This window comes from Flavobacterium shii, from assembly GCF_025847235.1.
Lineage (GTDB): Bacteria > Bacteroidota > Bacteroidia > Flavobacteriales > Flavobacteriaceae > Flavobacterium > Flavobacterium shii.
The window spans coordinates 84,223-95,931 of record NZ_JAOZEW010000024.1; the positions used below are offsets into that span (position 1 = coordinate 84,223).

The 11,709-nt window shown below is 32.9% G+C and carries 8 protein-coding genes and 1 pseudogene; 8 read left to right on the forward strand and 1 reads right to left on the reverse strand.

Annotation, left to right across the window (positions count from 1 at the left end; genetic code table 11):
- Positions 1-72 precede the first annotated feature (72 nt).
- From pdhA to OIU83_RS19745, 5 genes are all read left to right on the forward strand, one after another.
- Positions 73-1,071 (forward strand): pyruvate dehydrogenase (acetyl-transferring) E1 component subunit alpha, encoded by a 999-nt coding sequence (pdhA, locus tag OIU83_RS19725; RefSeq protein ID WP_264207980.1) that lies wholly within the window; start codon positions 73-75, stop codon positions 1,069-1,071.
- A gap of 6 nt (positions 1,072-1,077) precedes the next feature.
- Entirely contained in the window at positions 1,078-2,715 is a 1,638-nt protein-coding gene (locus OIU83_RS19730) for a pyruvate dehydrogenase complex dihydrolipoamide acetyltransferase (protein WP_264207981.1), read from the forward strand.
- 92 nt (positions 2,716-2,807) lie between these two features.
- The gene (locus tag OIU83_RS19735; RefSeq protein ID WP_264207982.1) at positions 2,808-4,655 is read left to right on the forward strand and encodes a hydrolase/aminopeptidase; all 1,848 of its coding nucleotides are present in this window, start codon (positions 2,808-2,810) and stop codon (positions 4,653-4,655) included.
- A 237-nt stretch (positions 4,656-4,892) separates the two neighbouring features.
- Positions 4,893-5,444 carry a carboxymuconolactone decarboxylase family protein gene (locus OIU83_RS19740; protein WP_264207983.1) on the forward strand — a complete coding sequence of 184 codons (552 nt, stop codon included), beginning with the start codon at positions 4,893-4,895 and terminating at the stop codon, positions 5,442-5,444.
- A gap of 78 nt (positions 5,445-5,522) precedes the next feature.
- The gene (locus OIU83_RS19745) at positions 5,523-6,401 is read left to right on the forward strand and encodes a helix-turn-helix domain-containing protein (protein WP_264207984.1); all 879 of its coding nucleotides are present in this window, start codon (positions 5,523-5,525) and stop codon (positions 6,399-6,401) included.
- Here the strand turns inward: OIU83_RS19745 and OIU83_RS19750 are convergent.
- Positions 6,398-7,642, reverse strand: a complete 1,245-nt coding sequence (locus OIU83_RS19750; RefSeq protein ID WP_264207985.1) for a glycosyltransferase — start codon at positions 7,640-7,642, stop codon at positions 6,398-6,400. The genes OIU83_RS19745 and OIU83_RS19750 overlap by 4 nt on opposite strands.
- Positions 7,643-7,751: 109 nt before the next feature.
- Between OIU83_RS19750 and miaE the strand changes: the two genes are divergently transcribed.
- The 3 genes and pseudogenes from miaE to OIU83_RS19765 form a co-directional block, all read left to right on the forward strand.
- The gene (gene miaE / locus OIU83_RS19755; RefSeq protein ID WP_264207986.1) at positions 7,752-8,333 is read left to right on the forward strand and encodes a tRNA-(ms[2]io[6]A)-hydroxylase; all 582 of its coding nucleotides are present in this window, start codon (positions 7,752-7,754) and stop codon (positions 8,331-8,333) included.
- Between the two features lie 23 nt (positions 8,334-8,356).
- Complete coding sequence (locus OIU83_RS19760; protein ID WP_264207987.1) at positions 8,357-11,119, forward strand: DUF3971 domain-containing protein; 2,763 nt, start codon at positions 8,357-8,359, stop codon at positions 11,117-11,119.
- Between the two features lie 221 nt (positions 11,120-11,340).
- Positions 11,341-11,625 (forward strand): annotated as a pseudogene (locus tag OIU83_RS19765) (transposase); the annotation flags it as partial.
- Positions 11,626-11,709 lie beyond the last annotated feature (84 nt).

Consider the following 11,709-nt stretch of genomic DNA (forward strand, 5'->3'; position numbering starts at 1 on the left):
GTGGGAGGAAACTATTTTGCGTTATAGGCAACAATTGATAACAGAAACACTTTAGCAAAAGAAAGAATTCAGATGAAAGAAGTTACAAAAGAGGTATATTTAAAGTGGTATGAAGACATGCTACTTTGGAGAAAGTTTGAAGACAAACTAGCAGCATTGTACATCCAACAGAAAGTGAGAGGATTTCTTCACCTATATAATGGTCAAGAAGCTGTACTAGCTGGTGCATTGCATGTCATGGATTTGACAAAAGATAAAATGATAACTGCTTACAGAAATCACGTACAGCCAATTGGTATGGGTGTTGACCCAAGACGTGTAATGGCTGAACTTTTAGGAAAAGCAACAGGAACATCTAAAGGAATGGGTGGATCTATGCATATTTTCTCAAAAGAACACCGTTTTTACGGAGGTCACGGAATTGTAGGTGGACAAATTCCTGTAGGAGCTGGTTTAGCTTTTGCAGATAAATATTTTGAAACTGGTGGTGTTACCATGACTTATTTTGGTGATGGTGCTGCTAGACAAGGTTCATTACACGAAGCTTTTAATATGGCTATGTTATGGAAATTACCTGTAGTATTTATTGTTGAAAACAATGGATATGCAATGGGAACATCTGTAGAAAGAACAGCTAATCATACTGATATATGGAAACTTGGTTTAGGTTATGAAATGCCTTGCGGACCAGTTGATGGTATGAACCCTGTGAAAGTTGCAGAAGCTATGTATGAAGCAATCGAAAGAGCGCGTCGTGGTGATGGACCAACATTCCTGGAAATGAAAACATACCGTTACAGAGGACACTCTATGTCTGATGCGCAATTATACCGTTCAAAAGAAGAAGTTGAAGAGTACAAAAAAATTGACCCAATTACACAAGTTCTTGATGTAATTACGGATCAAAAATTTGCAACAGAAGAAGAAATTGAAGCTATTGACCAAAGAGTTAAAGACTTAGTTGAAGAATGTGTGAAATTTGCAGAAGAATCTCCATATCCAGACTTACAACAATTATATGATGTTGTTTATGCACAAGAAGACTATCCATTTACACCTCATAAACTATAAAATATTATGGCGATAAAAGTAACAATGCCTCGTTTGAGCGATACTATGACGGAAGGAACGGTAGCGACTTGGCTTAAAAAAGTAGGCGACAAAATTAGCGAAGGTGATATCCTTGCTGAAATTGAAACAGATAAAGCAACAATGGAATTTGAGTCTTTCAATGAAGGTACTCTTTTATATATAGGAATCCCTGCTGGAGAAACTGCTCCAGTAGATTCATTATTAGCAATTATAGGAAACGAAGGCGAAGATGTTACTGCATTAATCGCTGGAGATGCTGCTCCTAAAGCTTCGGAACCAAAAGCTGAAACTCCTGCCGCAAATACAGAAGCTCCTGCTCCTGCAAAAGCTGCAACTGAATTACCAAAAGGTGTTATAGTTGTAACTATGCCACGTTTGAGCGATACAATGACCGAAGGAACAGTAGCAACTTGGTTGAAAAAAGTAGGTGATGCTGTTGCTGAAGGTGATATTCTTGCTGAAATCGAAACAGACAAAGCAACAATGGAATTTGAGTCTTTCAACGAAGGAACATTATTATACATTGGCATTCAAGAAGGAAACACAGCTCCTGTTGATAGTCTATTAGCTATAATCGGACCTGCTGGAACTGATATTTCTGGTATTGCTGACAATTATACTGCCGGAGGAACTACAACTGCAAGTACTCCTGCAACTGAAGAAAAAGCTGCTCCTGCCGCTGAAAAAGCAACGGAAACTGTTGCTGAAACTTCAAACGGAAGAATTTTAGCTTCGCCATTAGCGAAGAAAATCGCTTCTGATAAAGGAATCCAATTAACTCAGGTTAAAGGTTCTGGAGAAAACGGACGTATCGTAAAAAGTGATATCGAAAACTTTACTCCATCTGTACAAGCACAACCAGCTTCAACAGCAACTGCTGCTGCGCCAAAAGCTGAAACTGCTGCTCCTGCTGCACCAAAAGTATTTGTTCCTGCTGGAGAAGTTTTCACCGAAGAGATCAAAAACTCTCAAATGCGTAAAATTATCGCTAAACGTCTTGCGGAATCATTATTTACTGCACCTCACTACAACTTAGTGATCGAAGTAACTATGGATGATGCAATGGCTTCAAGAGCGACAATCAATACCGTTCCAGATACAAAAGTATCTTTTAACGATATGGTAATTAAAGCTTGTGCTTTGGCATTGAAAAAACATCCAAAAATTAACTCACAGTGGAAAGAAGATGCTATCATCATCAACCACCATGTAAATATTGGTGTTGCTGTAGCTGTTGAAGACGGATTGGTAGTTCCTGTATTGAAATTTACAGATGCTATGAGTTTATCTCAAATTGGAGCTAGCGTAAGAGATCTTGCCGGAAGAGCTAAAAACAAAAAACTTGGACCACAAGAAATGGAAGGAAGTACTTTTACAGTATCTAACCTTGGAATGTTTGGTATTACAGAATTCAATTCTATCATAAACCAACCAAACTCTGCAATCTTATCTGTAGGTGCAATCGTAGAGAAACCAGTAGTTAAAAACGGTCAAATTGTAGTAGGAAACACAATGATGTTATCATTGGCTTGTGACCATAGAACAATTGATGGTGCAACTGGTGCTCAATTTTTACAAACATTGAAACAATATATCGAAAGCCCAGTTACTATGTTGGCATAATTCGTTATTATTTTATATTAAAAATCCCATTTTGAACTTTCAAAATGGGATTTTTTCATTTAATTTACATTTTAAATCAATTTTTTATAAAAATGAAAAAAATATATCTACTAACCATTTTCTTGACAGCATTAGCTTGTCAGAAAAAAACAGAAACTGAAAAAGCTACAACAGTTAAAGATGAGCACTCTTACTCAAAACCAGATCTTGCCGTTGTAAAACATTTAGACCTTGACATCAATGTTAATTTTGAAACACAATCAATTTCAGGAAAAGCATCTTGGCAAATTGACAATATCAGCAAAGGCAACGAAATTATCTTTGACGAAAACACTCTTAACATCACTAAAGTAACTTTGGGAGATGAAGAAAAAGAAACCAAATTCGAACTAGGAAAAGACGTTGAATTCCACGGAAAACCACTTCATATTACAATTGAACCAAATACAACCAAAGTAAATATCTACTACAGCACAAGCAAAGACGCTGTAGCATTACAATGGCTAAAACCTGCGCAAACGGCCGACAAAAAGAAACCGTTCCTTTTCTCTCAAGGAGAAAGCATTTGGTCTCGTACCTGGATTCCGTGTCAAGACTCTCCATCAATTCGTTTTACTTATAATGCAAAAGTTACAGTTCCAAAAGATTTAATGGCCGTTATGAGTGCCGTTAATCCGCAAAATAAAAACGATACAGGAGTGTATACATTTAAACAAGACAAAGCAATACCATCTTACTTAATGGCAATTGCAGTTGGAGATATCGAATTTCAATCAATTGATAATAGAACTGGAGTTTACGCAGAACCATCAATGCTAAAAAAATCGGCTTGGGAATTTGCTGAACTTGGAAAAATGGTTGTTGCAGCCGAAAAACTTTATGGTCCATACCGTTGGGGACGTTACGATGTATTAGTTTTACCACCTAGTTTCCCTTATGGCGGAATGGAAAACCCTAACTTAACATTCCTAACTCCTGGTGTTATTGCAGGAGACCGTTCTTTAACTAGCTTATTAGCGCATGAATTAGGACATAGCTGGAGTGGTAATCTGGTTACCAATGCAACTTGGGATGACATTTGGCTTAATGAAGGTTTTACAACTTATGTAGAACACCGAATTGGCGAAGAAATTTTCGGCAAAAAAGAAGCAGAAATGCAAGATGTAATAAGTCGTAAAGAACTAGATGACAACATAGCTGAATATGGAAATACCAATCCAGATACCCGTTTAAAAGTATCTCTTACAGGAAGAAACCCAGATGACGGAATAAGCCAAATTCCATACGTAAAAGGATATGAGTTTTTAAAAGTAATTGAACATGCGGCTGGACGTGAGAAATTTGATGCTTTTATTAAGAATTATTTCAATGCACATGCTTTCCAATCTATTACAACAGAAGATTTTTTGAAATATTATAACGAAAACCTTATAAAGGGAGACAAAACTCTTGCAGATAAAATAAAAGCAGAAGATTGGATTTATAAACCTGGCGTACCATCAAACATTACTTCTGTTTCTTCTGCAGATTTTACCGCAATAGACAGTATTCAAAAAAACTGGAGAAAAACCGGAATTAAAGGATTAAGTCAAAAAATAAAATCAACAACAGAAAAGCAGCATTTCATAGATTATCTTCCCGAAGACATTACTCCTAAAGAAATGGCTGATATAGATGCAGAATTTAACTTTACAAAAGGTGGTAATTTTGTTATAAAACGTCAATGGTTTGTACCTGCTATTCGTCATCATTACACTGTTGCATATCCTGCAATAGAACAGTTTATGATCGCTACTAGCAGAACCGGTTCATTAATGACACTATATAAAGAAATGGTAAAAACTCCAGAAGGAAAAATTTGGGCTAAACAAATTTTTGAAAAAGCAAAATCTGGTTATCACGCTACAACAGTTCAAGCTGTTGAAGGTGTTTTAAAATAGTATTCAGTCGCGACTTTCAGCTTGTAACCTATTGGTTAATGTGACTAAAAACTGAGAATGTAAACCAAAAATTCACTTCCCCGATTACGTAAGTAATCGGGGATTTTTTTATTTTAAAAAAACTTAGGAAAATTATCCATTACATAACGTCAATTCTCCATGTTCTAAAATTACTCATCGTCGCATCTTTGTAATGTCAAAAGACAATAAATAATTATAACATAAAAACGAAATAAGATGACACGATTAACAGCATTAAATCCAGAAGAAGCAACAGGAAAAACAAAAGAATTATTCAATGCCGTACAAGCTAAATTAGGAGTCATTCCTAACATGATGAGAACAATGGGGAATTCTCCAGCCATATTAGAAGGATATTTAAATTTAAGTGGCGCTTTAAGTCACGGAAAATTAAGCGCAAAAACTGGCGAATTATTAGCCTTAGCAATTTCAGAAAGTAATTCTTGCGATTATTGCTTAGCCGCTCATACTTTCATCGGAGAAAAATTAGCAAAAGCCACACCAGAAGTTTTACACGCGGCCAGAAAAGGAAATTCTACAGATGCAAAAACTAATGCAATTTTACAATTTGCAAAAACTTTAATAAGTAAAAATGGTATAGTAAACGATGAAGACGTCAATAAAGTAAAAAATGCAGGAGTATCAGATGCTGAAATTTCAGAAATAGTTGGGCATGTTGCTTTAAACATTTTAACAAACTATTTCAATAACACAGCAAATACCGAAATTGATTTTCCAACAGTTCCAAGCCTAGAGTTTCAAAAATAACTTAGATAAAAACAATTCCCAAAGATAGTTATGGTCTATTTCATAACTATCTTTATATTTTGAAAAACAACCTAAACTATGAGCAGTCAAAATATTTTTACGCTAATTAATCCACAAAATGGCAACCTTGCATTCAAATTATTTTCATTCTATAACAATAGTCATTTTGATCATTTACAACGTAATAATTATTTTTCTTTAATATGGATAACCAAAGGTAAGGGCAAAGTAAAAGCTGATTTTGCTGAGCATCATTTTGAAGAAAACTCACTCTTAGCCTTTTCTCCTTATCAGCCATTTATGTTATGCGTAAGTGACCCAATTGAAGGAATTGCGATTCATTTTCATCCTGATTTCTATTGTATTCACATGCATCAAAAAGAAGTTTCCTGTAATGGCATTTTATTCAATAATGTATATGAGCCACCATTTACTCTTATTACAGAACAAGCAGCCGAAACTTTTCGAATGGTTTTAGATCAAATGAAAAGTGAAATTCAAAACGCAGAATTAGCACAATACGAATCATTGATTTCCTACTTAAAGATATTTTTAATCACAGCATCCAGACTAAAAAATCAGCAATTACAAGGAACAAAATCAGTTCCAGATTCTAAAGAGCCTTTTATACTTCAAAATTTAAAAGATGCAATCGAAGATAATTTCAAAACTAAACATTCCGCAGGAAATTATGCCGCAATGCTAAATATCTCACCGAAAGCCCTAGCCAAGTTGTCAAAAAATTATTTCAACAAAACCCTTACTGATCTTATAGCTGAAAGAATTATCATTGAAGCAAAAAGAGAATTATATTTAACAAATAAAACCGTAAAAGAAATTGCTTATGAATTAGGATATGATGATGAACATTATTTTAGTCGATTCTTTAAAACCAATGCCGATGTTTCGCCACAAATATATCGAGAAACTGTAGGTTTTGGTAAAGAAGAAGCCTAACTCTTATTTTTAGCTTCAATCCATTTAGACATATACTTTGTACTCTTCAAAGTATGATATTGCAACATACTACCCATAAAATTATTATGTCGATGAGATTTCAAATTAGATTGTAAATAAAAAATTGTTTCTATAAAATCCGTTGCAAAATTATCTTTTAAATAACGTGCATTAATAATTTCGATTCCTTTTATTTGAGCTTCACTCCACAAATTTTTATCTTGATATAATTCTACAGCAGCCTTAGCAAAATCTTCAGCATCATCAACAATAAAACCATTCCAAGGTAAATCACCATTCATCGCTTCCGCACCTATTGTTGTGGTTACACTTGGTGTTCCAGATTGCATGGCTTCAACGAGTTTCCCTTTTAGCCCCGCACCAAAACGTATTGGAGCTAAAACCACACGTGATTTCCGTACTACTTCCTGAGCATTATCTGCACGACCCATAATATAAAAACCACTTTTAGGATGATGTAATTGCAATACCTTTTGTGAAGGATAAGCGCCATAAACTTTCAAAGCCGCTTCTGGCAATTCTTTTTTTATCAAAGGCCAAATTGTTTCTTTTAAATATTGAACGGTATTCCAATTAGGTTCATGCAAAAAATTACCGATGAAGATAAAATCAGTTCTTACTTCAAAAGTGGGCAATGCTTTTAATATATCTTCAGAAATTGGATTCAATAAAAAAGGTAAATAATATAATAAAGCAGTATCGATTTTAAATACCGATTCTAATAATTCCATCTCAAACTCAGAAATCATCAACGACAAATCACAACGCAGAATACTAGCTATTTCCCTCTTTGCAACTTCTTCTAAAAATAAATCGCTAACTACAAAACTTCTATTTTCTTTGAATGCTTTTTGGCGGGCTTGGCGTAAACAATGCAAATCCTCAGTATCCAAAATTCGCAATGCATCAGGACAATTTTCAGAGACACGCCAACCAAACTGTTCTTCAATCATAAATCGATCAAACAAAACAATAGATGGATTCAGCTCTTTTATAAAATCATCAAAACTAGAACAATTTAAAGCAATAGATTTTTTTTTAATTCCTAATACTTCAAGATCAATCATAAAATCACTGTCCAAAGCAGGACTTGCAAATGTAATATCAAATCCCCATTCCTGAAAAATTGAAATTAATTGCATCATTCTTCCTCCTGCTGCCGATGAATTAGGCTCTGGCCATACAAAACCAATAATTAAAAGCTTTTTAAGCTCACTCATACCTTATTTTATTTCTAGTACAAAATAATACTATTTAAGCCGCAATATCATCAATAAATCTAAAAATCAGGAATAAAACACTAATTTTGTAAGTTATAAATACAATATCATGTTAGGATTAAAATTAGCTACAGACCCACGCTGGGTAAATATCGTCGAATCAAACATTGAAGAAATTTTGACCGACCATGCTTGGTGTGAGCAAAAAGCTGCTTCAAATGCAATTAGTTTAATAACTTACAATTCAGAATTAGAAGAATTAGTAACCGAACTATTGATAATTGCCAGAGAAGAATTGGAACATTTACAAATGGTCCATGATTTAATTAAGAGAAAAGGACTGACCCTCGGACGTGAACGTAAGGATCATTATGTAAATGAACTTTTTAAATTCATGAAAAAAGACGGAAGCCGAAAAGATGCATTGGTAGATCGTTTATTATTTTCGGCTATGATAGAAGCAAGAAGTTGTGAACGTTTTAAAGTTCTTTCAGAAAATATAAAAGATCAGGAATTAGCAAAATTCTATCGTGATTTAATGATTTCTGAAGCTGGACACTATACTACTTTTCTTGGTTTCGCCAGAAAATATACTGACAATATCGATGTTGACAAACGTTGGGCAGAATGGATTGAATTTGAAACTTCGATCATTACAAATTATGGTAAACAAGAAACCATTCACGGATAATAATTTATTTTAATAATCATATCATGGCAAAAAGTAATTTGAAATCCATTTTATACAGAATAGTAAAATATACTGGAATAACTCTTGTTGTTATCTTAGCACTACTTTTCATTACTCCTTTCGTATTTTCTGACAAAATAAAAGAAGAAATAAAAAAGACAGCAAATCAAAAGTTAAATGCTGAGTTAAACTATTCTGATGCAAACATTTCTTTTTTTCATCATTTCCCCTCATTAACTTTAACTCTAAACGACTTAAAATTAAATGGATCAGCACCTTTTCAAAAAGAGAATTTTGTTACTGCAAAAGAAGTTTCTTTTGGAATAAACGTAAGCAGTTTAATCTTTGGTAAAACAGTAAGTATTGATCAAATCTATTTATCAAATTCTTTTATTAATGTAAAGGTTAATAAAAATGGAGAAGCGAATTATAACGTCTATAAATCTTCCTCTCAAGCTGAAAAAACTAAAGACACTACGGAGACATCTTTAAAATTAGAGAAAATTGAAATCATCAATAGCAAAATAATTTATGATGATCAATCAACCAAAGTACACTTTGATGTTTTTGGATTTAATTATTCTGGGAAAGGCGATTTAAGCAAAGACATCTTTGATTTATATTCGAAAGCAAAAATCGAAAAATTAAACATCTTATATGAGAACGAGCCTTATTTGATGAATAAAAAAGTTGATGCCGATTTAATCACCAAAGTAAATGTAAACTCATTATCATTCTTTTTCGAACAAAACAACTTAAAAATCAACCAATTGATCGTTGATTTTAAAGGTAAATTTGACTTTTTAAAAGACGGTTATGATATCGATTTTACAATAAAATCAAATGATAGTAAACTACACGATGTATTTACTGCATTTCCTCCAAAATATATTACTTGGCTTTCTAAAACTGATTTAAAAGGAAATACCAACTTACTACTTACATTAAAAGGGAAATATATTGCTTCAAAAAAAATTGCTCCCGATTTAAACTTAGATTTAAAGATAAATGATGGTTATGTAAACTATAACAAAAGTTCTTTCCCCGTTTCAAATTTAAACCTGGACATAAACACAAAACTACCATCGTTGAATCCTGATCTTTTAATAGTAGACGCAAAAAACTTATCCTTAAACATTAATAAAGATTACTTAAAATCTAAGTTTTATGTAAAAGGAGTAAACAATCCAGAAATAGATATTGATTTAAATAGTCAAATAGATTTACAAAAACTAACTCAGGCATTCGGAATTCCTGATATAGAATTAAAAGGAAATCTGATTGGAGATATTAAAGCAAAAGGGAAGTTTGATTTAAAGCACAAACTCTTTCCTGTAACTTCAGGCACTATTAATTTAAAAAATGGATATTTAAAAACAAAATATTATCCTAATCCTATTACAGATATTACTATTGTATCAAAAGTTAACAATGTAAAAGGAACTTTCGAAGATTTAAAAGTTAAACTATCTCCTGCACAAATAACCTTTGAAGGAAAACCATTTTTTATAGATGCTGACTTAAAAAACTTTAATGATCTTGCATATGATATAAAAGCTAAAGGAGTACTGGATATAAGCAAAATATATAAAGTTTTTTCTCAAAAAGGACTAGATTTGGATGGCTCAATTAAAGCTGATTTGGTTTTAAAAGGAAAACAAAGTGATGCCGAAAAAGGCAATTACAGCAAACTCAATAATAAAGGAACATTAGAAATCAGAAATATTGGTATAGTCTCCGAGTATCTTCCTAAGAAGTTTATAATTAAAGAAGGTATTTTTAAAATAAACCAAGATAAAATGTCTTTTAACAACTTTTTGTCAACATATGGTCAATCAGATTTTAAAATGAATGGTTATTTACAAAATGTCTTCAATTTTGCAACAACCAAAACTGGAATTTTAAAAGGTTCATTTGTCATAAATTCAAAATACATTAATGCCGATGAATTTATGTCAAGTACAACTATCGAAACAAGTACCGCACCTGCAAACACAAATTCTGAAGTACCTAAAACTACTGAAGTAACTCAGACTGGGGTAATCATAATCCCAACGAATTTTAATCTGCAGTTTCAAGCTAATGCACAAAGAGTAAACTTTAATAAACTTACTTTAAATAACGCTAAAGGAAATCTTAAAATGAACAAAGGTATCCTAAACATGCAAAATACTGGTTTTAACCTAATCGGTTGCGAAGTAAATATGGATGCAACTTATCAAGCTTTAACAGCTAAAAAAGCAATATTCGATTATACTATAAAAGCAACAGATTTCGATGTTAAAAGAGCCTATAATGAAATTGAAATTTTCAGAAAAATGGCAAGTGCAGCAGAGAAAGCACAAGGAACAGTTTCTTTAGATTATAAATTAAAAGGAAGGCTTAATGCCAAGATGGAGCCTGTATATCCTTCATTAGTTGGAGAAGGTGTTGTTTCTGTAAAAAACATTAAGCTATATGGTATGAAAATGTTTAATGCAGTAAGCAAAACAACCAGCCATGAAGGGATAAAAAATCCAGAAATTTCGAAAGTAGACATTAAGAGCAGCATCAAGAATAATATAATTACTCTAGAACGCTTCAAATTTAAATTTGCTGGTTTCAGACCAAGAATAGAAGGGACAACTAGCTTAGATGGAAAATTAAATATTAAAATGAGATTAGGCTTACCTCCTTTAGGAATTTTAGGGGTTCCGTTAATAATAACAGGAAACAAAGACAACCCTAAAATAAAAATTGGGCGAAAATCAGATGATTTAGAAGAAACACAAGATACCGATAACTAAACTTCAGATCCTTAAATAAAAACCTGCTCATCTGAGCAGGTTTTTTTGTGCTCACTACTTACACATGAGACATCACTAGACCCTTTTAAGGCATTTTTTTTTACTTAGAAGTGAATATTAATATTTTGAGTTAGTCATTTAGTTTCTGTATATTTATTTGATTAAAATCAGCCGTTATGGAAGTATTTGAAGGGCAAAGTATCCTAAACTTTATAAAATAATTGCCAAACGATGAAGCTTGTAAAGCTTATTTAGCACGTATTAAATGGCAAGATGGTTTTACTTGTATGAAATCTGGTCATACAAAAGGATGTGAGAAATCGGGATATAATTACCAATGCTATGGCTGTCACCATGTAGAAAGTTCTACTGCAAATACGTTTTTCCATAAGGTTAAGTTTGGTTTGCACAAAGCTTTTTGTATCGTATTTGAAATGACCACTAGTAGTAAAAGTGTATCCAGTATTCAAATGGAAAAACGTTTTGAAATTCACCAAGGCACTACATGATCTTTTATGCAAAAAGTACGCAAAGCTATGGAAAGCAGTCGGAAAAATCTCTCGTACAATTATGAATCATTATCAAACAAT

Excerpts from the sequence above, each read along its gene's own strand:
- OIU83_RS19740 (WP_264207983.1), top strand. The coding sequence starts at position 4,893 with ATGACACGATTAACAGCATTAAATCCAGAAGAAGCAACAGGAAAAACA.
- OIU83_RS19750 (WP_264207985.1), bottom strand. The coding sequence starts at position 7,642 with ATGAGTGAGCTTAAAAAGCTTTTAATTATTGGTTTTGTATGGCCAGAG.
- OIU83_RS19730 (WP_264207981.1), top strand. The coding sequence starts at position 1,078 with ATGGCGATAAAAGTAACAATGCCTCGTTTGAGCGATACTATGACGGAA.
- OIU83_RS19760 (WP_264207987.1), top strand. The coding sequence starts at position 8,357 with ATGGCAAAAAGTAATTTGAAATCCATTTTATACAGAATAGTAAAATAT.
- miaE (WP_264207986.1), top strand. The coding sequence starts at position 7,752 with ATGTTAGGATTAAAATTAGCTACAGACCCACGCTGGGTAAATATCGTC.
- pdhA (WP_264207980.1), top strand. The coding sequence starts at position 73 with ATGAAAGAAGTTACAAAAGAGGTATATTTAAAGTGGTATGAAGACATG.
- OIU83_RS19745 (WP_264207984.1), top strand. The coding sequence starts at position 5,523 with ATGAGCAGTCAAAATATTTTTACGCTAATTAATCCACAAAATGGCAAC.
- OIU83_RS19735 (WP_264207982.1), top strand. The coding sequence starts at position 2,808 with ATGAAAAAAATATATCTACTAACCATTTTCTTGACAGCATTAGCTTGT.